This window comes from Pseudomonas sp. AB6 (assembly GCF_034314105.1).
In the GTDB taxonomy this organism is placed as follows: Bacteria; Pseudomonadota; Gammaproteobacteria; order Pseudomonadales; family Pseudomonadaceae; genus Aquipseudomonas.
This window is the reverse complement of the sequence record NZ_JAVIWJ010000001.1, coordinates 2,558,323-2,582,938: the sequence shown is the minus strand read 5'-3', so window position 1 is coordinate 2,582,938 and position 24,616 is coordinate 2,558,323. Positions and strand designations below refer to the sequence as shown.

Sequence of the window (24,616 nt, the reverse complement as noted above, 5' to 3'; positions counted from 1 at the left end):
GACGAGGCGCGCATCAATCACTCCTTGGATCGTGCGCGACAGGATGGAGGTATACAGCCAAGTTACCAATCCCTACGCAAAAAATACTTTCGAAATATTAGCGCGTCATAGTTTAACGAGCGAATGTAGCGGATTCGTTTCAGTCGACACTTTAACCGATGGTAGACGCCTATCCTTGGAATCGACACTCTGACAAGCTTTTTGGGCTGCTGTTCCTGAGACTTTCCGGCAGACACAAAAAAGGCCACTCTTTCGAGCAGCCTTTTTCGATGTTTGGTTGCGGGAGCCGGATTTGAACCGACGACCTTCGGGTTATGAGCCCGACGAGCTACCAGACTGCTCCATCCCGCGTCTGTGTGGCGGCATTCTACAGCCCAATTGCAGGGTGTCAATCAATAATGCTAAACAAATGATAAATAAATAAAAACGAGCTGACTGGACGGTTAAATTGGCTGCTTGGCAATCGTAAAAAACCGTCGGCTTTATATTCTTTCAGTTGGAACCGGGTCGCGTATCGGGACCGCTTCGTATTTCATTACGAACAGGTTCACTCCCACTTTATGGACTCCATCCAATTCCAGTTAGTCATTAGCTCAATGGCGTATGTATTGCTTGACGGGAAGGCTGCCAAATCGCAGATACAAAAAAGGCCACTCTTTCGAGCAGCCTTTTTCGATGTTTGGTTGCGGGAGCCGGATTTGAACCGACGACCTTCGGGTTATGAGCCCGACGAGCTACCAGACTGCTCCATCCCGCGTCTGTGTGTCGGCATTCTACAGTGGAACGATTGAGTGTCAATGGTTAATTTTAGAAAACTGCTTTTCCTTCAATTGCTTAGCTCGGATGTCTATGTTCGAGAGCAGGCTTTGAGTCTTGCTACTAAGCTGTGTCAGATAATTCATGGCCCATTGCAGCACTTTGACAGGTCGCTCGTAGCATCGTGGATGCCAGCGTCCTCTCTGGGTGAGATACTGCCCGGCCCACAGCCTGCAAACCGCATCCCATGACGCAGCGCAAAATTATTCACGTCGACTGTGACTGCTTTTATGCCGCCATTGAAATGCGTGACGACCCCCGTTTAGGCAATAAACCTTTAGCGGTCGGCGGTTCAGCGGATCAGCGAGGAGTCATTGCGACGTGTAACTACGAAGCGCGTGCTTATGGGGTTCGTTCGGCGATGTCGTCTCGGCATGCGTTGAAGCTGTGTCCCGACTTGACCATCGTCAAGCCCCGAATGGAAGCTTATAAAGAAGCATCTCGCGAGATCCACATGATTTTTCGCGATTACACGGATCTGATTGAGCCCTTGTCGTTGGACGAAGCGTTTCTTGATGTATCAGAAAGTGGTTTGTTTGCAGGCAGCGCCACTCGTATCGCTCAAGAAATTCGCCGTCGAGTCTCTAACCAGCTACACATCACAGTGTCGGCGGGCGTAGCGCCCAATAAATTTCTGGCGAAAATTGCCAGTGACTGGAAAAAGCCCAACGGATTATTTGTGATTACGCCGGACCAGGTAGAAGATTTTGTCGCCATCTTGCCGGTCACTAAGCTGCATGGGGTGGGCAAAGTAACTGCGGACAAAATGGGCCGATTGGGAATCGTAAGTTGCAACGATCTGCGCGATTGGAACAAATTGGCATTAGTGCGTGAATTTGGCGCATTTGGTGAACGGTTGTGGAATCTAGCGCGGGGTATCGATGAGCGACCTGTTCAAAACGACAGTCGGCGCCAGTCCGTCAGCGTAGAAAATACCTACGACACGGATTTGCCCGATTTGAAAAGTTGTCTGGAGAAACTTCCAGGCCTACTCGATACCCTGGCGGGGCGAATTGCGCGAATCGGTGAGGGCTACCGAGCCGGCAAGCCCTTCGTCAAAGTAAAATTTTACGACTTTACCCAGACCACCTTGGAGCAGTCCGGGGCAGGGCGTGATCTTATGAGTTTCGAGCAATTGCTAACACAGGCCTTTGCTCGAGGTGCCAAGCCGGTGCGTTTGCTTGGTATCGGAGTGCGTTTGCAGGACTTGCGGGGGGCTCACGAGCAGTTGGAGCTGTTCGCCGTTTAATCGTCTGCCTGTGGGTCTGCAACCAAACGGCCTGCGTCTCGAGTTAGCGATCTGAGGAATTGCTTTTGCAGCTCTGGGTCGTTGTGGGTCAATTCAATGAGGTTTTGTTCCAGCTCGCTGGCCTGTTCTTCTAGACCTAATTCTGAAAGCCGTTTAACCCTATGAACCCATTGACTGACGCCGTCTTCTTCAAGGTCGTCGTAAATTAGAGCGTGAGCTTCGAACAGTTTGCCCCGCAGCGAGCTGCTGATCGGTAAGGTCGCATCGGCTCGGACGCTGTCGCGCTCATCTTCGACGTTGATTTGTAAGCGAGCGAGGCGAGTAAGGTCTTGCTCGGCAAACGGAGCACTCAGCAGATTCAAGCGCAATACTCCGTTGCGATCAGTCGCCAACCTAAAGGTTTGCGCGCTGGCCATAATTTCGACCGGACGTTCATTCCATGGAAGGCTCGTGTGTTCGATGCGTTTATTGCGCCGAGTTTCATCGATATTGGCGAGATTTTGTTGCGCTCGTCCATAGGACTGCACGTTCATGAACGGATTGACTCCAGCTACACCGAAATCGATCCAGTCTTTGGTCACCGTGCCGGGCAAGTGGCCGAACATGAATACATTGAGAATATTAGCTCCCGTGCCTGCGACCAAGGCCAGGGCGCCCAGCGGAATCTCATACAGTTCACGCCAGGGCTGGTACGGCGTGTAGCGATCATAATTGCGGGTGACTTCGAACTCAGTGACTTCGAACGTCTTTTGTTCAGTGATCCGAATACGGCGTTGTGGTAACTCCAGCAACTTGGGTTCGCCGATGTCGACATGCAGAGTGTGCTCAAGCAATTTTCGCTCAACGCGCTCTTCGTGTTCGCTACGTTGAGACAAATGATTGGCGCAACCGCTAATGACCAGAGTGCCGCAGAGTGCGGCGCAGCGTAGGCTTAAAGTGCTTCGCTTGAGCATGTGATCTCTTGATGCATAAAGGCGAGTCTTGATTCGTCATGCTAATAGCCGAGACGCGCACGTTGTGGACGTGCGCGTCGTCAGCGCTTATCGGCGGATACGAGCTTGAAGAAAGGACAGTGCATCAGCGACAGGCAGTGCTTGAGGTTCGGCTTCGGTACGACCCTTGTATTCAAGATTGCCTTCCGCTAAACCACGGTCGCTGACGACAATGCGGTGCGGAATGCCGATCAGTTCCATATCGGCAAATTTGTTGCCCGGACTGGTTTTTTTATCCCGATCGTCCAGCAACACTTCAAAGCCAGCGGCGGTCAGTTCGGCATACAGCGTGTCTGTAGCTTCTCGAACAGCCTCGGTTTCATAGCGCAATGGCACCAAGGCAATCTGGAAAGGTGCCAAGGCATCATTCCAGATGATCCCGTTTTCATCGTTGTTCTGTTCGATGGCAGCAGCCACCACGCGAGAAACACCGATGCCGTAACAGCCCATAGTCAACGTGACAGGCTTTCCGTTTTCACCGAGCACTTGGCACTTCAGGGCTTCGCTGTATTTCGTCCCGAGCTGGAAGATGTGCCCGACTTCGATGCCGCGTTTGATTTCCAACGTGCCGTTGCCGTCAGGGCTTGGGTCGCCGGCCACGACGTTACGCAGGTCGGCTACCGCTGGAACAGGTAAGTCGCGTTCCCAGTTGACTCCGAAATAGTGTTTATCGTCGATATTGGCACCGATGCCGAAGTCGCTCATCAGTTCGACAGAGCGGTCAATGACACAGGGCAATGGCAGATTCAATGGGCCAAGTGAACCCGCGCCCGCGCCAATGGCGTCGCGCAGCTCGGACTCAGAGGCCATGACCAGAGGGCTGGCGACTTGGGGCAGATTGGCGGCTTTAATTTCGTTGAGTTCGTGATCGCCACGAATGATCAGTGCAATCAGCTTGCCTTCTTCTGCCGCATGCACCACCAGGGTCTTGATGGTTTTTTCGATGGGCAGATTGAAGCCCTCGACCAACTGCGCAATGGTTTTTGCATGTGGCGTATCGACCAGGCGCATCGCTTCAGTGGGGGCCTGACGCAAGTGTTCGCGAGGAACGGCCTCGGCTTTCTCGATGTTGGCGGCGTAATTGGAGCTGTCACTGAACACGATGTCGTCTTCGCCAGAGTCAGCCAATACATGGAACTCGTGAGAGCCCGCGCCGCCGATGGAACCGTTATCGGCCTCAACCGGGCGAAAATTCAGGCCCAGTCGGGTGAATACGTTGCAGTACGCCTGATGCATTCGATCATACGTGGCTTGCAATGACGCTTGATCGGCGTGGAAGGAGTACGCATCTTTCATGATGAATTCGCGACCGCGCATTAAGCCGAAACGGGGGCGGATTTCGTCACGAAATTTGGTTTGGATCTGATACATGTTGATAGGCAACTGTTTATAGCTATTCAGCTCGTTACGCGCCAGATCCGTAATGACTTCTTCGTGGGTTGGGCCCGCGCAGAATTCTCGATCATGTCGGTCTTTCATGCGCAGCAGTTCCGGGCCGTATTGCTCCCAGCGGCCAGACTCTTGCCACAATTCGGCGGGTTGAATGCCGGGCATCAGTATTTCAAGCGCGCCAGCAGCGTTCATTTCCTCACGAACGACCGCTTCGACCTTGCGTAATACACGCAAGCCCATGGGGAGCCAGGTGTAGAGGCCAGAAGCAAGTTTGCGAATCATGCCAGCGCGCAGCATTAGCTGATGGCTGACGACGACTGCGTCGGAAGGCGTTTCTTTCTTTGTGGCGAGCAAATATTGACTGGTGCGCATGGTAGGCCGTTATCGGTTGCTGAGACTAGAAATGACCGAGCATTGTACGGTGGTGATTTGATCGCGTACAGGGCGGGGCGGGGCAGCGAATCCGGAAAAGCGGGTTTTTGAGCCCATAAAAAAACCCGGCATTGCCGGGTTTTTTTCGAAACGAGTTAGCTGACTGCGATTACAAGATCGAGATCGGGTAGTCGACGATCAGGCGGAACTCGCTGATGGTGCCGTCAGCTTGGTCGGTGTTGCCTGAGTGCCACGCTTGACGAATGCGGAAGGAAAGATCTTTCGCTGGGCCAGTCTGAACAACGTACTTGGCTTCAACGTTAGTTTCGTGGTGTTTGCCGTCTGCGCCGTAACCATAGTTGCGATAAGGACTGTCAATCGCCATTTTGGTGCCGTCGATGTTGTCACCGGTTACGTAACGGGTCATGAAGCTCAGGCCAGGTACACCGTAAGACGCCATGTTCAGGTCGTAGCGAGCCTGCCACGATTTTTCGCCTGGACCGTTAAAGTCAGAATATTGAACGGAGTTAGCAAGGAAGATCGAGTCGCCGCCACGGTTGTTGTCGCCAACACCGATGTAGTCGAACGGCGTGTCGCCGTTGATTTTCTGGAAGCTAAGAGTAACGGTGTGTGCAGTCAGGAACGAGTACGCTGCGGCCAGGGACCATGCGGTGTTGCTGATTGCGCCCGCCTTTGATGCGCCGGTGTCTGTGGTGCGGTAAATGTTGAAGTCCCAAGCAAGCGATTGGGTGTCAGCAATCGGCATTACGTAGTTCACGTTAGCGTAGTACTGGTTCCAGATGTCTTCGAGCTTGGAGGCGTAAAGCGAAGCGCTCAGGCTGTCGGTAATGGCATATCGACCACCGCCATAATCTGCCGAACTAGTTTGGACGCCGGCGTAGGTTGCCCACATCGCGCCATCGCTTTTGGTCCGGTCTTGGCTAGTCGCTGCCGTGAAGTGGCCGGCTTCCAAGTCAAGGCCTTTTATTTCGCTGCTCTGCAATTCAAAGCCAGTTGCGGTCTGTGGCAAGAGACGAGAACCGCCGACTGCGAAGACTGGGCTAGTGGATGGCTGCATGTTGCCGTATTTCAATTCGGTTTTGGAGAAGCGAGCTTTTAGTGCTGCACCGGCTTTGCCGAAGCTGTCCTGGTTTTCGCCAGCCGAGTTGACTGCCAGGTTGCCCGAACCCGAATATTTGTCGGACCCGTCTAATTTCAAACCAAGGTAGCCGAAAGCGTCAACGCCAAAGCCAACAGTACCCTGAGTGAAGCCTGAGCTGAAGTTAGCCCGGATGCCTTGGCTCCAATCCTTGTCGTCTACTGCGCCGTGTGTTTTGTTGCGGTTAAAGTAGTAGTTCCGCAGCAACAGATTCAGCGATGTATCTTCTACAAAACCCTTCGCATCAGCTTGGTCAGTGACGAACGCTGCCGCCGATGCCAATTGAGTCATACCCGCAGTAACTGCTAAGGCGATTGCGCTCCACTTCATCACTTTCATCGTGACTTGCTCCTTTGGTTTTTAATAAGTTACCGCCATCCCACCTGTTTTTTTATCTGGGAGGCTCTTTCTTTTTTGTGTCGGCGCAAACTTATATCACGCTGACCATGTTGGCGATAGTTGCAAATCTATCCTTTCGTTATCTTTACGGCGATGTCGCAAATGTAGGTTGTACATGTCGCAAATACACAGATTCCCGCTAACAAGCTCCGCAACTACAACAGCGATTTTTGAACGCTTAAGCATAGGTACAAACAATCTATGAACAGCCATTCGACACACTCCTGCGTCCAGCGCTTCCATTACTTGCCGTATCCAAGGCTTCGCTTTAAGTCGGCACCTCTTCAAACTCTTATGTGTGACATAGCAACAACCGTGCACAAAGTTCCTAAGCATTCACTTTTTTTTCACATTTGGTCAATCCACTAATAAATATATTTTTTAAGTTGTTGTTTTTAAACAGTATTATTTATTTTTTCTGTGATATGAAAATTTCACAAAGCCGCCATGATTTTGAAAAAAAGACGTTGAAACGTTACCTAAGTGACGTTTGAACTGGGTAAAACGCGGATGGGGTAGCACAGCTCCACTTCGGATGTGAGTCGTTTTGGTGCGTAGTCCGGTGGTTGTGCTTGATGTTGGGCTATGGTCATGGGGACAGCTGGATCAATGATGGGCTAACAGTTTTCCGTACAGCGAAAACGACCGGTTCGCTTTCAGGTGGTCGCTTGCGTAGGGATTGCACCGTTCTCAGAAGCGTATCGCGCAGTGTCCTGGAGAGTAAAAATTGATCTATATCGGTGCAGCCGTATCGCTAACGTGCAGTGCTGGTGCGTGAAGGGCTCACCCCACCTCGGTGGCTTGTCAGATTGCCAGTGATCAATGAACTATACGCGAGTATCCTGCTCGGCATTGTTCAGTGTTGCCTTGCTTCAAAAAGTCGGGCTCAAAACTAACCGATTGATCAGGAGTCCTGCGGTGTTCGTCTTAGATCCGCGTCTTGCGCAAGATACAGTGGCCATCGGAGACTTTCCGTTGTGCCGTTTATTATTATCCAACGATTCAAATTACCCATGGTTCATTCTTGTACCGCGTCGGTCGGGTATCAGCGAATTATTCCAGTTGGCGGCATCTGATCAATTACAGCTGTGGCAAGAAGCGACGTTGCTGGCACAGTTACTCAATGACGCTTTCAGTGCCGACAAACTCAACGTGGCCACACTGGGTAATGTCGTCAGTCAACTCCACGTGCATGTTATCGTGCGCCTTCGCAGTGACCCGGCTTGGCCTGCCCCTGTTTGGGGTAAGCACCCAGCGCAACCTTATAGTCGTGAAGAACTCGCGGCTGTTCGGCATCGGCTGCAGAGTGTGTTGACGACTGATTTTCGTTTTGAAGAGGAGCGGGTATGAGTCTTGAGCAACGTATTAATGAGCTGGAAAGTCGTCAGGCTTTTCAGGACGATACGATCCAGTCTCTAAATGATGTGCTGGTCAGCCAGCAACGGGTGGTCGAGCGCCTGCAATTACAGATGGCTGCATTGCTCAAGCGTCAGGAAGAAATGGGCAGCCAGTTCGATACGTTCGAGGAAGAAGCTCCCCCTCCGCATTATTGACGCACTTGCTCGGTGCGATAAAAAACCCGCTCTCTCTCGAGATAAGCGGGTTTTTGTGTTTCTGTTGATACGTTAAAAGTTTTAGCGGCGGGGTAAAGCTGCGATTACATCTTCAGCCTGCAGGCCTTTGTCGCGGTTCATTACCGAGAATTCCACACGCTGACCTTCTACCAGAACGCGGTGGCCCTCGCCTCGGATGGCACGGAAGTGCACAAAAATGTCGTCGCCAGAGTCTCGGGAGATAAAACCGAATCCCTTGGATGTGTTAAACCACTTGACTGTTCCGGTATCTCGGTTGGTCATGTCATGGCTCAGCGCAGACGGCGAGGGGGACGATTGGTAGAAGCTGACGGCCAGATGCAGCACGACGCCAATGAAAACGCTGAGCAGACTTACTGTGATTGCCGGTTGCCCAGCAATAGTCTGCAGCGGAACGAGCAAGGTCAAGGTTTGGAGGATGACGGCGAGCACCAGTAGCGCGCTGACCAAATTTTGTAGCTGATGACGTGGGCCCCGGTTCCAATAAGGAATTACTGGAGCCAGCACCAGGTTGAGCAGACCGAAAAGCGCCAGATAAAGAGCATCGGGTTGCAGGAGGTACGAAGACAGCGCTTCGCTACGCAGGCTTGGGATAAAGGAAAGCAGCAGGGCCGCTGCTCCCGTTAGCAGATGGACAATTTTCAACATTTTAATAACTCACATTGAGACGGATCACGAGGAAATAGCTGATTACGCTCGGTACGCTTCTAAATAAAAGGAGGCGTGCTGCACGAGCGATGGGGTCAGCCTATGCGCTACATCAAAACGGCAGGTCAGTAGCGACACGCGTGTATTTAACAGCAAAGCTGTGGGCTACTCAAATCAAGCGCTAGGCGCAGGCTCAGTGCTGTTCTATAGATCCATAAATGTAAGACGGCAGTTGGTCACCAGTGCCCGCCCTAGAGCGGCAGTTCGCTTTAGCGTCCGTTGAGCGCCAAGGCGAAAACGTCAGTTCAAAAATGACAAGCGCTTTCGTCGTTTGGCCGACTTCGCTGGCGGTGTAAGCGGCATGACGACGTTTTGGAGGTGGGCGATAGTCTAATCGGTGGCTGCGTTGCCTGGGTTCTCTTGGTAGAGTGGTGCTGCATGTGTCACGTTACACCATCATATAAAGGGGAAAAGCATGGCAATCGATATCGGTATAAGCGAAGAAGATCGCAAAGAAATTGTAGACGGTCTTGCTCGTCTACTGGCAGATACGTATGTGCTTTATATGAAGACTCACAACTTCCACTGGAACGTGAGTGGTCCAATGTTCCGTACCTTACATTTAATGTTCGAAGAACAATACAATGAACTTGCTCTGGCGGTAGATCTTGTTGCTGAGCGAATCCGGGCACTGGGCTTTCCCGCACCCGGTACTTATGCGGCCTACGCGCGCCTTACTTCTATTAAAGAAGAAGAGGGAGTGCCAAGTGCTGAAGACATGATCAAGCAATTGGTTCAAGGACAAGAAGCCATTTCACGTACCGCTCGCAGTATCTTTCCCTTGGTCGACAAGGTGAGCGATGAGCCGACTGCCGATCTCTTGACCCAACGTATGCAGGTTCATGAAAAAACCGCATGGATGCTTCGTTCGTTACTTGAAACAAAGTAATAAACAATTCGCGAGTGACACCCTGATGTCACTCGCCACCTTTGGCGCTCTGACTGTGTTCGCTTCGTCTTCAACTGCCCTCAACCACCCTCAGCCTGAGGGTCTGCAGCTTTTGTCACTAATGGCGGCACCTCGTTGCACGAACCGGCAGCCCCTCCGTATCGCAGCCGTCAAAATATAACTATTGATGACATCGACCTTAATGATTTGAGTTAACGATTATCGACTTTCTATAATCCTCTTAGAAATGTCGCACTGTCCTACACATCTGAAATGCATCTTCGACTGGCTAGAAATCGTTCGTTGGCTTTACATGCAAGTGGATTTTGCATTTGTTTGTGCTCAAGGGAATTGTTTGCTAACTACAGGGGAGAGTCGAAAATGGTTCAGCGCAGCGGGTTTCACAATAAAGATTTCAGTCGTTACGGGAAGATACAAGATGATCCCTTTGTTGAAGATTTTAATATGAATCTAGCACGGCCTCATTCCAAGTCCGTTCGCTTGAATGGACTAGCAACGTGTTTGCGCCTAGAGGAGGTGTATTGGAATATCCTAGCTAACATTGCCCGCGCCAATAGTTGCTCAGTTAATGCGGTACTCTCGTATGTCGATCGAGAAGTGCATCTGCGCCATGGTGGAGTAAAAAATTTTAGCGGCCTGATTCGAGTGGTCTGCGTGGCCTACCTGTTGAAGGCCGAATCGATGTCCATGTCACCAGCCTGAGGGCAGGGCTATGGTCTGGGGAGCAGTTATGTCGTGGCGATCAGGTTGGGCGGGCTGCGCAGTGTCAATTTACCCTATATAATCCCCCGCCTTACTATGGGGCGCAGGCCGTCGGGTTGAACTGCACGCCAGGGTTCTTGCAGTATTGAGCGAAAGCTAAGGGCGAGAGCTCCACCGAATTCCGAATTCCGAGAAGTGAAAACACGATCATGATGCGCAGCCATTATTGCGGCCAACTAAACGAGAGCCTGGAAGGTCAGGAAATTACCCTTTGTGGATGGGTTCACCGTCGCCGTGATCACGGCGGGGTGATTTTCCTCGATATACGTGATCGTGAAGGCTTGGCTCAGGTGGTGTTCGATCCCGATCGCGCTGACACTTTCGCCGCCGCCGACCGTGTGCGCAGCGAATACGTGGTCAAAGTCACTGGCAAGGTTCGTGCGCGTCCAGCAGGTGCGGTAAACGCAAACATGGCTTCTGGTGCTATCGAAGTGCTGGGCTATGAACTTGAAGTACTGAACGAATCGGAAACCCCGCCGTTCCCGCTGAATGAATTTTCTGACGTGGGCGAAGAGACGCGTTTGCGCTATCGATTTATCGATTTGCGCCGCCCCGAGATGGCTGAGAAGCTTCGTCTGCGTTCGCGCGTAACTACTAGCATCCGTCGCTACCTGGACGAGAATGGCTTCCTCGATGTCGAGACGCCAATTCTGACACGTGCCACCCCGGAAGGCGCTCGCGACTATTTAGTGCCTAGCCGTACACACCCAGGCAGCTTCTTTGCGTTGCCGCAATCGCCGCAGCTGTTCAAACAATTGTTGATGGTTGCCGGTTTTGATCGCTACTACCAGATCGCCAAGTGTTTCCGCGACGAAGACCTGCGTGCCGACCGTCAGCCGGAATTTACCCAGATCGACATCGAGACCAGCTTCCTCAATGAAGCCGACATTATCGGCATCACTGAAAAGATGATCCGTCAGCTGTTCAAGGAAGTTCTGGATCTTGAGTTCGGTAACTTCCCACACATGACCTTCGCCGAAGCCATGCGCCGTTATGGTTCCGACAAGCCTGACCTGCGTAACCCGCTGGAATTGGTAGACGTTGCCGACCAGTTGAGTGCCGTGGAATTCAAGGTGTTCAGTGGCCCGGCCAACGACCCGAAAGGCCGTGTTGCCGCGTTGCGAGTACCGGGCGCCGCCAGCATGCCGCGCAGCCAGATCGACGACTACACCAAGTTCGTCGGTATCTATGGCGCCAAGGGCCTGGCCTATATCAAGGTCAACGACCGCGCTAAAGGCGCCGAAGGCCTGCAGTCGCCAATCGTCAAGTTCATCCCTGAGGAAAACCTCAAGGTCATTCTGGATCGCGTTGGCGCCGTCGATGGCGACATTGTGTTTTTCGGCGCAGACAAATCCAAGATTGTCAGCGAAGCATTGGGCGCGCTGCGGATCAGGATCGGCAACGACCTGAAGCTGCATACCTGTGAATGGGCGCCAATGTGGGTTGTTGATTTCCCAATGTTCGAAGAGAACGACGACGGCAGCTTCACTGCTTTGCACCACCCGTTCACTGCACCGAAATGCAGCCCGCAAGAGCTTGAAGCGAATCCGGCGACCGCGCTGTCGCGTGCCTACGACATGGTCCTTAACGGCACAGAGTTAGGCGGCGGTTCGATCCGTATTCACCGCAGGGAAATGCAACAAGCGGTGTTCCGTCTGTTAGGCATCAGTGAAGATGAGCAGCAAGAGAAATTCGGCTTCCTGCTTGATGCTCTGAAATACGGCGCGCCACCCCATGGCGGCCTGGCTTTCGGCCTGGACCGCCTGGTGATGTTGATGACAGGCGCCCAATCGATCCGTGAAGTGATCGCATTCCCGAAAACCCAGAGCGCTGCTGACGTGATGACCCAGGCACCGGGTGTTGTTGATGCCAAGCAACTGCGTGAGCTGCACATTCGTCTGCGCGAACAGCCTAAGGCTGAGTAGTAGCCGAGCGGGCGCATCGCATGGCTAAAAGTCCGTGTCGATGCGTCCTTAATATGTCCGGCTACAGAGTATTTAAGCTATTCGCCTGCCTTTAGCGGGCAAATAGAGCACGCGTTTCAAAGAATTCGGAGCGAGAGATGGCAGGTCATTCTAAGTGGGCGAACATCAAACACCGCAAAGAGCGTCAGGATGCCAAAAAAGGCAAGATTTTCACCAAGTGGATCCGTGAGCTGACCGTCGCAGCACGTCAGGGTGGTGGTGATCCGGGAACTAACCCACGCTTGCGATTGGCATTGGACAAAGCGTTGGGCGCCAATATGACCCGCGACACTATTGATCGTGCTGTCGCTCGCGGTGCTGGCGCTGCCGAAGGTGACGATGTCGAAGAGCTTGGCTACGAAGGTTATGGCCCGGGTGGGGTGGCAATCATGGTCGAAACCATGACCGACAGCCGTAACCGCACGGCGGCTGCGGTACGACATGCATTCGTTAAATGCGGTGGCAACCTTGGGACCGATGGCTCGGTGGCCTATCTGTTCGACCGCAAAGGGCAAATCTCTTTCGCGAAGGGCATTGATGAAGATGCCCTAATGGAAGCCGCAATGGAGGCGGACGCCGATGATGTGGTTAACAACGACGATGGCTCCATCGATGTCTTCACCTCGTTCATAGGTTTTTATGCTGTGCGCAATGCGTTGGAGGCTGCCGGTTTCAAGGCGGCCGACGCAGAGATCGTCATGTTGCCCACCACCAGCGCCGTGCTTGATCTCGACACTGCGGAGAAAGTGCTCAAACTGATCGACATGCTCGAGGACCTGGACGACGTGCAAAGCGTCTACTCCAATGCTGAAATCCCAGACGACGTTCTGGAGCTGCTTGGCTGATCAATTGCTCTCAGTGCGTTTCTTGAGGCCGGAGGCACGACGCCGTAATATTTACGCCGCTATCGGCTTCCGGTTTCTGCCTTTATGCTGCGCTAATTATGCGTTGCTTCTTAAGCTGCAGGCGTTATGACTCTTATCCTTGGTATCGACCCCGGTTCGCGAATTACCGGCTATGGCGTGGTGCGGGACACGGGGCGCGGCTGCGTGTACGTGGCATCGGGTTGTATTCGGACCGGCAGTGGTTTGTTGCATGAGCGCTTACAGATTGTCTATCGGGGTGTTCGGGAAGTCATTCAGACGTACGGTCCGGTGACCATGGGCATCGAAAAAGTATTTATGGCGCGTAACGCGGATTCGGCGCTCAAGCTTGGGCAGGCGCGAGGCGCTGCAATTGTGGCAGGCGCCGAAGAAAGTCTGGAGATCGCCGAATACACGGCTACCCAAGTCAAGCAGGCTGTCGCTGGCACGGGTGGGGCAAACAAAGAGCAAGTGATGATGATGGTCATGCATTTATTGAAGCTGACTCAAAAGCCTCAGGTTGATGCTTCGGATGCCCTGGCAATTGCGCTGTGTCATGCGCATACCCGTTCGAGCCTCATCCCCCATGGATTAACTGCCGCCCGCAGTCGCAGCGGTCGGTTGCGTCTCTGATACATCCTCTGCTTAACTTTTTTCCCATGGTCCTGTTACTCCTGTAATGATGGCGACCATTATTTGTGTCAGCGTGATAGCTGCGGCTGACCATTAGAAAGGAACTGATACGTGATTGGACGGTTACGCGGTTTTCTGGCTGAAAAACAGCCGCCGCACCTGGTTCTGGATGTCAACGGCGTCGGCTATGAGCTGGAAGCGCCGATGAGTACGCTGTATCGCCTGCCACATGTGGGTGAACCTGTGACCTTGCACACCCATCTAGTGGTTCGTGAGGATGCTCATCTGTTGTACGGCTTTTTTGAAAAGCGTGAGCGTGAGCTGTTTCGTGAGCTGATCCGTCTTAATGGCGTTGGACCGAAACTGGCGTTGGCGCTGATGTCCGGGCTGGAAGTGGATGAGTTGGTTCGTTGCGTTCAAGCGCAAGACACATCTGCTCTGACTCGAATCCCAGGGGTTGGTAAAAAAACCGCCGAGCGCTTGTTGGTCGAACTCAAGGATCGATTCAAAGCCTGGGAATCGGTGCCTGGTAGTTTCACTCTGGTCTCCAATGGTCCTAGCGCCGCGCCACAGGTGGCGACTGCGGAATCGGATGCGGTCAGTGCCCTGATCTCCTTGGGCTATAAGCCTCAGGAAGCGAGCAAGGCCGTGTCGGCAATCAAAGACAAGAACTTGAGCAGCGAAGACCTGATTCGGCGTGCTTTGAAGGGAATGGCTTAAGTGATCGACGCTGACCGCCTGATAACCGCTACCGGCCGCGACCGGGACGAACAGTTGGACCGTGCAATTCGTCCGCTGAGTTTAGCCGACTATATAGGCCAGCCAGTGGTGCGCGAGCAGATGGAGTTGTTTATCCAGGCTGCGCGTGGACGCAACGAAGCGCTGGACCATACTTTGATTTTCGGACCTCCCGGTCTGGGCAAAACTACGTTGGCGCACATTATTGCCCAGGAAATGGGCGTCTCGATCAAGAGTACCTCCGGCCCGGTGCTGGAACGCCCCGGTGATCTCGCGGCAATTCTGACCAATCTCGAACCGAACGATGTGCTGTTCATCGACGAAATCCATCGGCTATCGCCCATCGTCGAGGAAGTGCTGTACCCGGCGATGGAAGATTTTCAGCTCGACATCATGATCGGCGAAGGCCCTGCCGCACGCTCGATCAAGCTTGATTTGCCGCCGTTTACGCTGGTTGGGGCAACCACTAGGGCAGGCATGTTGACTAACCCGTTGCGTGACCGCTTCGGTATTGTCCAGCGTCTTGAGTTCTATAACACCGCAGACTTGGCCACGATTGTCACCCGTTCGGCGGGCATTTTGGGTTTGCCAATTGAAGCGGAGGGCGCTTTTGAAATTGCCCGTCGGGCCCGAGGGACGCCGCGAATTGCCAACCGATTGCTGCGTCGGGTGCGAGATTACGCAGAAGTGCGCGGCAATGGTCATATATCCAAGGCGACTGCTGACCTGGCATTGAACCTGCTGGATGTCGATGAGCGTGGTTTCGATCATCAGGACAGGCGTCTGTTATTGACCATGATCGAAAAATTCGACGGTGGTCCGGTGGGCGTCGACAGCCTGGCTGCGGCCATCAGCGAAGAGCGCCATACCATCGAAGACGTTCTTGAACCCTATTTGATTCAACAAGGCTATATCATGCGTACCCCGCGTGGCCGGGTTGTTACTCGGCACGCGTATCTGCACTTCGGTTTGAACATTCCAACGCGAATGGGCGAAATGCCCGTCGTCAGTGATTTTGTTGATGACGAAGACGATTAAATAAAACGCACAAGGTGCTGATTTATTCAGGATTTTGGTGGTCTGACAGGCAGGCGTATTGATCGGGCCGACAATAAGCGGCAAAAAATGAAAAACAGTTGTCTGGCGGATTGGAATTCCGAGGAGTAAGCACTAGAGTATGCGCGCGCAAAACGGGCTTCAGTCATTCGTCCATCGCTGTCGCGTTTATTACGAGGACACCGATGCGGGCGGCATCGTTTATTACGTCAACTATCTGAAATTCATGGAGCGAGCTCGAACCGAGCAGCTTCGAGTGTTGGGTTTTGCCCAGTCACAATTGGTAGGCGAGAATCTGCTGTTCGTCGTACATTCCTGCGAGGCGCGTTACCACAAGCCGGCGCGATTGGATGACGAGCTGTTGATAAGCGTTGAAGTTATTGAGTTAAACCGCGCCAGCCTGCGATTTGTTCAACGGGTGAGATTGGCTGTAGACGATAAGCTGCTTTGCGAAGGACAGTTTTTGGTGGCGTGTGTGAGCGCCGACAGTTTGAAACCCCGGGCCATTCCCGAAGCTTTGCGTACGGCCTTTGCCGGCCAGAGCGGCGCGGGTACACATTTAGAGCAGGAGATAGCGCGTGGAAGCTAACGTAGTCGACCATTCCTCCATGTGGAGTATGGTCAGCAATGCCAGCATTGTTGTTCAGTTGGTTATGCTGATTTTGGTAGGTGCCTCAATAACCTCCTGGATCATGATCTTTCAGCGCAGCAATTTGATACGCGCAGCTCGTCGAGCACTAGAAAGCTTTGAAGAGCGCTTTTGGTCGGGTATCGATCTGTCCAAGCTCTATCGTCAGGCTGGCAGCAACCCGGATCCTGATTCGGGAGTTGAGCAAATCTTCCGTGCAGGTTTCAAGGAGTTCTCTCGGCTTCGTCAGCAGCCAGGCGTCGATCCTGATGCAGTGATGGAAGGCGTAGCTCGGGCTATGCGTGTCGCCATCTCGCGCGAGGAAGAAAAGCTCGAACAAAGTTTGCCGTTCTTGGCGACAGTGGGCTCCACCAGTCCTTACATTGGCTTGTTCGGTACTGTCTGGGGGATCATGAATTCCTTCCGCGGGCTGGCTACTGCTCAGCAGGCCACTTTGGCGACCGTTGCTCCGGGTATCTCGGAAGCCCTGGTTGCTACTGCTATTGGTCTGTTCGCCGCTATCCCGGCAGTAATCGCCTACAACCGTTTCTCTGCTCGCAGCGAGACGTTGATCAGCCGTTACTACACGTTCGCCGATGAGTTCCAGGCGATCCTGCACCGTAAAGTGCACACCAGCGAAGAGTGAGCAGGTAATCCTTCATGGCTTTAATCGCTCGAGTTCGTCGCAAACGCCGCAAGCCGGTCGCCGAAATGAACGTAGTGCCTTACATCGACGTGATGTTGGTACTGCTGGTCATCTTTATGGTCACCGCTCCGATGCTCAATCAGGGTGTGAAAGTTGACCTGCCCAAAGTGTCCAGTGCGGCCCTGCCGCAGGATAACAACACCCAGGTTTTGACCATTTCGATCAAAGCTGACAAGACCTATTACTGGAACCTTGGCAGTGAAGTCGATACCGAAAAACAGCAGGACAAGGCCCTGACCCTGCCGCAGATGACGGACGCGGTGACCAAAATCATCAGGACCGGTCGTGAAGGTGGCAAGCAGACGCAGGTCTTTATCCGTGGCGACAAAACCGTTGATTATGGCTCTGTGATGGGCGCGATGGGCGGGCTGCAGAAAGCAGGGGTCGGTAATGTTGGCTTGATTACCGAGGCGCCCTGATGCACCAACAGCGAGAGCCGTCCGCCTCGGAGAGCTTCTTCTGGCCTAGCGTTTGGGCCGTCGCCCTGCACATTCTGATATTTGGCATGCTCTTCGTCAGCTTCGCCATGACTCCGGATTTGCCAGAGGCCAAGCCCATTGTGCAAGCGACTCTATATCAGTTGAAATCCAAAAGTAGAGCGACAGTCCAGACCAATCAGAAAATTGCGGGTGAGGCGCAAAAAACGGCCGCCCGACAGACTGAAACCGAACAGTTGGAAAAGAAAAAAATCGAGCAGTTAAAACAAGATGCTGTGAAAGCTGCGGAACAAACCGCAGAAGACGCGGCTCAAAAAGCCGAAGATCAAAAAGCTGAAGAGTCGAAAAAAGCCGACGCAGCCAAAGCTGAGGCGAAAAAGGCAGACGACGCCAAGAAAGCCGATGAAGCCAAAAAGGTAGCGGACGCTAAAAAAGTTGAAGAGAAGCAAGCGGCGGATATAGCCAAGAAAAAAGCCGAAGACGACGCCAAGAAAAAAGCTGAAGAAGACGCGAAAAAAGCCGCGGTTGACGACGCTAAAAAGCAGGCTGCAGACGACGCGAAGAAACAAGCAGTGGAAGACGCGAAGAAAAAAGCGGCTGACGATGCGAAGAAGAAAGCCATAGCGGACGCCAAGAAAAAGTCCACAGCCGATGCGGCCAAGAAACAGCAAGACGCTGCTCGTAAATCTAATGAAGATCAAAAAGCGGCAGCCTTGGCTGATTTGCTTTCCGATAAAACGGAACGGCAACAGGCATTGGCAGATGAGCAGGGCGACGAGACGGCGGGCAATTTTGATGACCTGATACGTTCCCGCGCTGCCGAAGGCTGGGCTCGACCGCCTTCAGCAAGAAAAGGCATGGTCGTTGTGTTGCACATTGGGATGTTGCCTGACGGAACAGTGACTTCGGTCAGTGTCCTTAAGTCCAGCGGAGACGCGCCGTTTGATAGCTCAGCGGTGGCGGCAGTTAAAAATATTGGTCGATTGACAGAAATGCAGGGTCTGAAACCGAGTGATTTCAACCCCTACCGTTCATTCAAGATGACATTCACACCTGAGGATCTAGCCTTGTGATTAACATTTTTCGAGGACTGCTTATCGTTCTTTGCTGTATGGCGGGAATGGCCGCAGCAGATGAAAAGAACATCATGGTCACCACCGGTAGTGACCGCGCTGCGCCAATAGCGGTTGTTCCGTTCGGGTTGCAAGGCGGTGCCGTCTTGCCCGAGGACATGGCCGACATCATCAGTAACGACCTGCGTAACTCAGGTTATTACTCGCCGTTGGCAAAGCAGAACATGATCAGCTTGCCGACCCAGGCCAGTGAAATCATTTATCGCGACTGGAAAGCGCTTGGTGCCCAGTATTTGATGGTGGGTAGCATTGTTCCCTCGGGCGGCCGTTTGCAGATTCAGTACGCGTTGTTCAACGTGGCGACTGAGCAGCAAGTGATGACCGGTAATGTTTCTGGCACCACCGATCAACTGCGTGATATGGCGCACTACATCGCGGATCAGGCATTCGAAAAGCTCACGGGCATCAAGGGTGCGTTTTCAACGCGCATGCTTTACGTGACTGCAGAGCGGTTTTCGGTCGACAACACGCGTTATACCTTGCAACGATCGGATTACGATGGCGCCCGTGCCGTAACGTTGTTGCAATCGCGCGAGCCTATTTTGTCGCCACGATTCGCACCGGACGGTAAGCGTATTGCCTACGTCTCGTTCGAGCAAAAGCGCCCGCGTATCTTTATCCAGCATATTGATACCGGCCGCCGCGAGCAGGTGACTAATTTCGAAGGCATCAATGGAGCGCCGGCATGGTCGCCGGACGGCAACAAGTTGGCGTTCGTGCTTTCCAAAGACGGTAACCCGGAAATTTACGTAATGACGTTGGCCACTCGCCAAATCACTCGTGTGACCAATGACTCGGCCATCGATACCGAACCATTTTTCGGTAAGGACGGCTCGACGCTGTACTTCACGTCAGACCGTGGTGGCAAGCCACAGATCTATAAAACCAGCATCAATGGTGGCGGCGCTGAGCGTGTAACGTTCATCGGCAACTACAACGCCAACCCGAAATTGTCGGCTGATGAAAAGACGCTGGTAATGATTCACCGTCAGGACGGCTTCACAAATTTCAAGGTGGCAGTGCAGGATTTGCAGCGCGGTACATTAAAAATCCTCACAGACAGCAACCTTGATGAGTCGCCTACTGTCGCGCCCAACGGCACCATGGTAATCTACGCCACCCGCCAGCAGGGCCGGGGAGTCTTGATGCTCGTGTCCATTAACGGACGCGTAAGGCTCCCGCTTCCTACCGCTCAAGGCGAAGTCAGAGAACCTTCCTGGTCCCCTTACCTGAACTGACGCGGCGCTACACGTTTTGCTTAACACACTTGGGGTTCATTAGGAGTTTCACGATGGAAATGCTGAAGATTGGTAAATTTGCTGCTCTGGCTCTGGCCATGGCTGTAGCTGTAGGTTGCTCGTCCAAAGGTGGCGACAACGCTGGCCAAGGCGCTGCTGTAGATCCAAACGCTGGCTACGGCGCTAACACTGGCGCTGTTGATGGCAGCATGAGCGAAGAAGCTGCTCTGCGCGCTATCACTACTTTCTACTTCGAATACGACAGTTCGGACCTGAAACCAGAAGCTATGCGCTCGCTGGACGTTCACGCTAAAGACCTGAAAGCAAATGGCGCTCGCGTCGTTCTGGAAGGCAACACCGACGAACGTGGTACTCGTGAGTACAACATCGCACTGGGCGAGCGTCGCGCGAAAGCCGTTCAACGCTACCTGGTACTGCAAGGTGTTTCCCCAGCACAGCTGGAACTGGTTTCCTATGGTGAAGAGCGTCCTGTTGCTACTGGCAACGACGAGCAATCCTGGGCTCAAAACCGTCGCGTCGAACTGCGTAAGTAATTTGACATGCGAACGTGCCGTCGTGCTCTAACCGTTTTGACTCTCGCCCTTCCGCTTTTTGCGTGGGGTGCGGTTCCTGTGGTCGATAACAATTCTGGCTCTGGCAGCAGCAACAGTTATCCGCCAGCGGGTTATGGCACGTCCGGCGCCTATGCCGGGGGAGGGGTTGCGACCCCTGCCTCGGCACAGGGTCAGCTGTTCATGCAGTTGCAACAAATGCAGGACGAGATCGCGAAATTACGCGGTACGGTCGAGGTTCAGCGCAACGATATCGACCGGATGAAGCAGGAGGCATTGGAACGTTATCAAGAACTTGATCAACGGATCACTGCTGGAGCTGGGTTAGGCGGCACACCTGCCGCAGCAGCTACCGATAATTCTCAAGCCAGCGGTGATGTAAATACCGGTGGTGCTCCTACGGCACCTGCAGCGCAGGCTCCGGCGGCAAGTGCCGAGCCAGGCGATCCGGCGAAGGAAAAGATCTATTACGATGCTGCCTTCGATCTGATCAAAGCCAAGGATTTCGACAAAGCGAGTCAAGCTTTTACGGCTTTTCTACGCAAATATCCAAACAGTCAGTACGCGGGCAATGCCCAGTACTGGTTGGGTGAAGTGAATTTGGCCAAAGGTGACCTTCAAGGTGCCGGTCAAGCTTTCGCCAAAGTAAGTCAGCTGTATCCGAAACACGCCAAGGTCCCGGATTCGCTGTACAAACTTGCAGACGTCGAACGTCGTCTCGGCCATCTCGACAAGGTAAAAGGGATCTTGCAGCAAGTGGTTTCTCAGTACCCAGGCACCTCCGCTGCGCAGTTGGCGCAACGTGATTTGCAGCGCATGTAAGGCGCTGCTAACCAGGCGGGACTGACCACCGATTAAAGAAAGCCGCGCTTGTCGCGGCTTTTTTCGTTAGAATCTCGCACCCGAAATCCCGGTAATACATACGCTTCTATGGGCCATGCGTTTGCAGGCTCGTTGAAGTGCCTAACGGAGGCGGATGGCCTGTTTAGCTATTACGCCCGTGGCTCATATGCAAGACACATTAAGAATCACCGAAATTTTCTACTCGTTGCAGGGTGAAACTCGCACCGCAGGCTTACCTACCGTGTTTGTCCGGCTTACCGGCTGTCCGTTGCGGTGCCAGTATTGCGACAGCGCTTACGCGTTCAGCGGAGGCAGCATTCAAGCGTTAGACGCTATCGTTGAGCAAGTAGCCCGTTATCGGCCGCGCTATGTGTGCGTGACCGGCGGGGAACCGTTAGCTCAGCCCAATGTGATCGCGCTGCTCAAGCTTCTTTGTGACGCAGGTTATGAGGTTTCTCTTGAAACCAGCGGCGCTCTGGATATTTCAGCAGTGGACCCACGCGTCAGTCGTGTGGTCGACCTGAAAACCCCAGGCTCCAATGAAGTTGGGCGCAATCGCTACGAGAATATCGAACTGCTGACGCCGAACGACCAGGTCAAGTTCGTGATTTGCTCCCGCGAAGACTACAACTGGGCTGTCTCCAAGCTGATTCAGTACGGTTTAGAGCGTCGCGCGGGTGAAGTATTGTTCTCCCCTAGCCATCATGATTTAAACGCCCGGGATTTGGCCGATTGGATAGTTGCTGACAACCTGCCGGTACGCTTGCAAATGCAACTGCACAAGTACCTCTGGAACGATGAGCCGGGACGCTAAGGTGAATGAAAATGACTACTATCGAAAAACGCGCAGTAATTTTGCTGTCGGGCGGCCTTGATTCAGCCACTGTGCTGGCCATGGCCCGCGCGGACGGCTACACCTGCTATACCATGAGTTTTGATTATGGGCAGCGACACCGCGCCGAGCTCGATGCTGCGGTACGTGTCGCCCATTATCTGGGCGTGGCTGAACACAAAGTCGTTGGTCTGAATCTGAATGGAATCGGCGGATCAGCACTGACCGACAGTTCCATCGCAGTACCTGAATCCCCCGTAGAAGGAATCCCGGTCACCTACGTGCCTGCGCGTAACACCGTATTCCTCTCGTTGGCGTTAGGTTGGGCTGAAGTGCTGGGTGCGCGAGATATCTTTATCGGCGTCAACGCGGTCGATTATTCCGGTTATCCAGATTGCCGCCCGGAGTTCATCGAAGCGTTTGAGCGTATGGCCAATCTGGCGACCAAGGCCGGTGTTGAAGGTAATGGCTTCCGAATACAGGCACCGCTGCAAAACATGAGCAAAGCGCAGATCGTCTCGTCAGGAATGCGCCTGAATGTTGATTACGCAATGACAGTTTCCTGTTATCAAGCCAATGACCAAGGACAAGCATGCGGCAAATGTGACAGCTGTCGTTTGCGCGCAGAAGGCTTTGCGACGGCGGCTGTAGCCGACCCAACCCGCTATTTTTGAATTAAATTCACTTAAGTGTTGAATTAATCATAGAAATCAGTAATATACGCGCCACGTCGGGTCGTTAGCTCAGTTGGTAGAGCAGTTGGCTTTTAACCAATTGGTCGTAGGTTCGAATCCCACACGACCCACCATTTTCAAGTTCGACGGTTTTGAAAAGCTGTAAGGCCCATGCAAATGAGGCTTTACGGCTTTTTTTTTGCGTCGATATTTTTACTTTCGACCGCTCAACGCTAGCCTATGGCTTTCAGTTAAGCCGGCGTTCTCCCACATGGATATTCAGTTGATCTACATAACAACCCGTAGATCCGCGACAGAACTGCCTTTTTTGCTCCCGCGGCGCGTTTAAATAGTCGCTTTATATATACAACGAACGTTGACCGATCAACCTACGGACACAATCATGATGTCATATAAAACGGATACTCCTTAAAACATGCTGTTCACACTGCACGTTGCTCGGCTGTGGCTGGCTTGGATTGTTGATAGCCATACCGCCTGAGCCTCAAATGAGTCTGTCCTGATAGCTTGAGATTTCTACGCCGTCATGAGCCATTCTGCGAAGGACGAAAATGCCGTGTCACTGCGCGGCCCTTGGCAGATGTAGTGCGTCCGAGGCAGGAAGGTAATATGTTCATTGCTGCATCAGACACATCAGACTTCATCGACGGTTTTGTCCCCGAAGCGGGTGAAGCTCATGCGATCAAGGGCAACTACTTTTCATTTTCTTCGCCCAACTTGGCGGCGTTGTCGTCGCCGAATCCTTTGCGTCCTAAGTTGAAGCCTCTGCGTAAAAGCGCAATTCTCATTAAGGGATTCAGGAGTCCGCGCCGGCGGTGTAAACTTCGACATCCGCGCACAAGCGCTTTTAGGTCCAGCGAACATGACGCAGATTTCTGAACGCCTTCTGGTCCAGGCCCATCTCGATGCCAAGCAGCCAAAAACGCTAAACCTCGAAGAGCAGGCCCACTATCGCTCGGCGATTGCTACCGAGTTAAAAGCGCAAGACGCTGTCCTGGTTGCTCACTATTACTGTGATCCAGTTATCCAGGCCTTGGCTGAGGAAACCGGTGGTTGCGTGTCCGATTCCTTGGAAATGGCACGCTTCGGAAATCAGCATTCGGCGAAAACCGTGCTGGTTGCTGGCGTGCGTTTCATGGGCGAGACGGCGAAAATCCTTAACCCGGAAAAACGAATCCTGATGCCGACGCTGGAGGCGACCTGTTCGTTGGATTTGGGTTGCCCAGTTGATGAGTTTGCTGCCTTCTGCGATCAGCATCCCGAGCGAACGGTAGTCGTCTACGCTAATACCTCTGCCGCTGTGAAGGCTCGTGCCGACTGGGTGGTGACGTCGAGTTGCGCGCTGGAAATCGTCGAGAGCTTAATGGACAACGGCGAAAAAATCATTTGGGCACCCGATAAACATTTGGGTCGTTACATTCAACGTGAAACCGGCGCCGACATGTTGTTGTGGGATGGTGCGTGCATCGTCCACGAGGAATTCAAGTCCAAACAGTTGGAGGACATGAAAGCGCTCTATCCCGACGCCGCAATTCTTGTTCACCCTGAATCGCCCGAGTCAGTGATTGATCTGGCAGATGCTGTCGGGTCGACCAGTCAACTGATCGCTGCTGCGCAGTCGTTGCCCAATAAAGTGTTTATCGTTGCGACCGATCGGGGCATTTTTTACAAGATGCAGCAGTTGTGCCCGGACAAAATCTTCATTGAGGCGCCCACTGCCGGTAACGGCGCTGCGTGCCGCAGCTGTGCACATTGTCCATGGATGGCGATGAACACCCTTGAGCGCACCTTGCAGTGCCTGCGCGAGGGCAGCAACGAGATATTCGTCGACCCGGCATTGGTTCCCCGCGCGATCCGTCCGTTGCAGCGTATGTTGGATTTCACCCAAGCTGCTCGTATAAGGCTGGCGGGTAATGCCTGAGGGCAT

24 protein-coding genes and 3 tRNA genes are annotated in these 24,616 nt (G+C 53.2%); 21 read left to right on the top strand and 6 right to left on the bottom strand.

Going from position 1 to position 24,616, the window contains the following annotated elements; genetic code table 11:
• Positions 1–274 precede the first annotated feature (274 nt).
• Both RGW60_RS12145 and RGW60_RS12140 read right to left on the bottom strand, forming a co-directional pair.
• Positions 275–351, bottom strand: a tRNA-Met gene (locus RGW60_RS12145).
• Positions 352–680: 329 nt separating this feature from the next.
• Positions 681–757, bottom strand: a tRNA-Met gene (locus RGW60_RS12140).
• 246 nt (positions 758–1,003) lie between these two features.
• Here RGW60_RS12140 and dinB point away from each other — a divergent pair.
• Positions 1,004–2,065, top strand: coding sequence for a DNA polymerase IV (gene dinB, locus RGW60_RS12135; protein WP_322204840.1), 1,062 nt, complete (start codon positions 1,004–1,006; stop codon positions 2,063–2,065).
• Here the strand turns inward: dinB and RGW60_RS12130 are convergent.
• The 3 genes from RGW60_RS12130 to RGW60_RS12120 all read right to left on the bottom strand — a co-directional run bounded on the left by RGW60_RS12130 (position 2,062) and on the right by RGW60_RS12120 (position 6,319).
• Positions 2,062–3,018, bottom strand: coding sequence for a hypothetical protein (locus RGW60_RS12130; RefSeq protein ID WP_322204839.1), 957 nt, complete (start codon positions 3,016–3,018; stop codon positions 2,062–2,064). The two genes, dinB and RGW60_RS12130, sit on opposite strands and share 4 nt — an antisense overlap.
• Positions 3,019–3,105: 87 nt before the next feature.
• The gene (locus tag RGW60_RS12125) at positions 3,106–4,821 is read right to left on the bottom strand and encodes a proline--tRNA ligase (protein WP_322204838.1); all 1,716 of its coding nucleotides are present in this window, start codon (positions 4,819–4,821) and stop codon (positions 3,106–3,108) included.
• A 169-nt stretch (positions 4,822–4,990) separates the two neighbouring features.
• On the bottom strand, positions 4,991–6,319 hold the full coding sequence (locus tag RGW60_RS12120; protein ID WP_322204837.1) for an OprD family porin: 1,329 nt from the start codon (positions 6,317–6,319) through the stop codon (positions 4,991–4,993).
• 978 nt (positions 6,320–7,297) lie between these two features.
• Here RGW60_RS12120 and RGW60_RS12115 point away from each other — a divergent pair.
• On the top strand, positions 7,298–7,729 hold the full coding sequence (locus RGW60_RS12115; RefSeq protein WP_322204836.1) for an HIT domain-containing protein: 432 nt from the start codon (positions 7,298–7,300) through the stop codon (positions 7,727–7,729).
• Entirely contained in the window at positions 7,726–7,932 is a 207-nt protein-coding gene (locus tag RGW60_RS12110; protein ID WP_322204835.1) for a SlyX family protein, read from the top strand. Before RGW60_RS12115 ends, RGW60_RS12110 begins: the two co-directional genes overlap by 4 nt.
• An 81-nt stretch (positions 7,933–8,013) precedes the next feature.
• Here RGW60_RS12110 and RGW60_RS12105 read toward each other — a convergent pair whose 3' ends face one another.
• Positions 8,014–8,619, bottom strand: a complete 606-nt coding sequence (locus RGW60_RS12105; protein ID WP_322204834.1) for a cold-shock protein — start codon at positions 8,617–8,619, stop codon at positions 8,014–8,016.
• 475 nt (positions 8,620–9,094) lie between these two features.
• Here RGW60_RS12105 and RGW60_RS12100 point away from each other — a divergent pair, with 475 nt between their 5' ends.
• The 18 genes from RGW60_RS12100 (at position 9,095) to nadA (ending at position 24,610) form a co-directional block, all read left to right on the top strand.
• Entirely contained in the window at positions 9,095–9,568 is a 474-nt protein-coding gene (locus tag RGW60_RS12100) for a Dps family protein (protein ID WP_322204833.1), read from the top strand.
• A 381-nt stretch (positions 9,569–9,949) separates the two neighbouring features.
• A complete protein-coding gene (locus RGW60_RS12095; RefSeq protein ID WP_322204832.1) occupies positions 9,950–10,291 on the top strand; it encodes a ribbon-helix-helix domain-containing protein in 342 nt (113 codons plus the stop codon).
• Between the two features lie 209 nt (positions 10,292–10,500).
• Complete coding sequence (gene aspS, locus RGW60_RS12090; RefSeq protein WP_322204831.1) at positions 10,501–12,276, top strand: aspartate--tRNA ligase; 1,776 nt, start codon at positions 10,501–10,503, stop codon at positions 12,274–12,276.
• 137 nt (positions 12,277–12,413) lie between these two features.
• On the top strand, positions 12,414–13,160 hold the full coding sequence (locus tag RGW60_RS12085; protein ID WP_322204830.1) for a YebC/PmpR family DNA-binding transcriptional regulator: 747 nt from the start codon (positions 12,414–12,416) through the stop codon (positions 13,158–13,160).
• A 126-nt stretch (positions 13,161–13,286) separates the two neighbouring features.
• Complete coding sequence (gene ruvC / locus RGW60_RS12080) at positions 13,287–13,811, top strand: crossover junction endodeoxyribonuclease RuvC (RefSeq protein WP_322204829.1); 525 nt, start codon at positions 13,287–13,289, stop codon at positions 13,809–13,811.
• A gap of 111 nt (positions 13,812–13,922) precedes the next feature.
• On the top strand, positions 13,923–14,531 hold the full coding sequence (gene ruvA, locus RGW60_RS12075) for a Holliday junction branch migration protein RuvA (RefSeq protein WP_322204828.1): 609 nt from the start codon (positions 13,923–13,925) through the stop codon (positions 14,529–14,531).
• On the top strand, positions 14,532–15,587 hold the full coding sequence (gene ruvB / locus RGW60_RS12070; RefSeq protein ID WP_322204827.1) for a Holliday junction branch migration DNA helicase RuvB: 1,056 nt from the start codon (positions 14,532–14,534) through the stop codon (positions 15,585–15,587).
• 139 nt (positions 15,588–15,726) lie between these two features.
• Positions 15,727–16,194 carry a tol-pal system-associated acyl-CoA thioesterase gene (gene ybgC, locus RGW60_RS12065; RefSeq protein WP_322204826.1) on the top strand — a complete coding sequence of 156 codons (468 nt, stop codon included), beginning with the start codon at positions 15,727–15,729 and terminating at the stop codon, positions 16,192–16,194.
• Positions 16,184–16,879, top strand: a complete 696-nt coding sequence (tolQ, locus tag RGW60_RS12060; protein WP_322204825.1) for a protein TolQ — start codon at positions 16,184–16,186, stop codon at positions 16,877–16,879. The genes ybgC and tolQ overlap by 11 nt, the downstream gene beginning before the upstream one ends.
• A gap of 23 nt (positions 16,880–16,902) precedes the next feature.
• The gene (gene tolR / locus RGW60_RS12055) at positions 16,903–17,358 is read left to right on the top strand and encodes a protein TolR (RefSeq protein WP_322206902.1); all 456 of its coding nucleotides are present in this window, start codon (positions 16,903–16,905) and stop codon (positions 17,356–17,358) included.
• Complete coding sequence (tolA, locus tag RGW60_RS12050; protein WP_322204824.1) at positions 17,358–18,449, top strand: cell envelope integrity protein TolA; 1,092 nt, start codon at positions 17,358–17,360, stop codon at positions 18,447–18,449. The genes tolR and tolA overlap by 1 nt, the downstream gene beginning before the upstream one ends.
• Before the next feature lie 38 nt (positions 18,450–18,487).
• Positions 18,488–19,747 carry a Tol-Pal system beta propeller repeat protein TolB gene (gene tolB / locus RGW60_RS12045; protein WP_322206901.1) on the top strand — a complete coding sequence of 420 codons (1,260 nt, stop codon included), beginning with the start codon at positions 18,488–18,490 and terminating at the stop codon, positions 19,745–19,747.
• A 53-nt stretch (positions 19,748–19,800) separates the two neighbouring features.
• Complete coding sequence (pal, locus tag RGW60_RS12040) at positions 19,801–20,301, top strand: peptidoglycan-associated lipoprotein Pal (RefSeq protein ID WP_322204823.1); 501 nt, start codon at positions 19,801–19,803, stop codon at positions 20,299–20,301.
• A 6-nt stretch (positions 20,302–20,307) separates the two neighbouring features.
• Entirely contained in the window at positions 20,308–21,141 is an 834-nt protein-coding gene (gene ybgF / locus RGW60_RS12035; RefSeq protein WP_322204822.1) for a tol-pal system protein YbgF, read from the top strand.
• A 187-nt stretch (positions 21,142–21,328) separates the two neighbouring features.
• Positions 21,329–21,976, top strand: coding sequence for a 7-carboxy-7-deazaguanine synthase QueE (queE, locus tag RGW60_RS12030; protein ID WP_322204821.1), 648 nt, complete (start codon positions 21,329–21,331; stop codon positions 21,974–21,976).
• Between the two features lie 11 nt (positions 21,977–21,987).
• Complete coding sequence (gene queC / locus RGW60_RS12025) at positions 21,988–22,668, top strand: 7-cyano-7-deazaguanine synthase QueC (protein WP_322204820.1); 681 nt, start codon at positions 21,988–21,990, stop codon at positions 22,666–22,668.
• Positions 22,669–22,726: 58 nt separating this feature from the next.
• Positions 22,727–22,802: transfer RNA gene (locus tag RGW60_RS12020), tRNA-Lys, on the top strand.
• A 749-nt stretch (positions 22,803–23,551) separates the two neighbouring features.
• Positions 23,552–24,610, top strand: coding sequence for a quinolinate synthase NadA (gene nadA / locus RGW60_RS12015; RefSeq protein ID WP_322204819.1), 1,059 nt, complete (start codon positions 23,552–23,554; stop codon positions 24,608–24,610).
• The last annotated feature ends 6 nt before the right edge of the window (positions 24,611–24,616 follow it).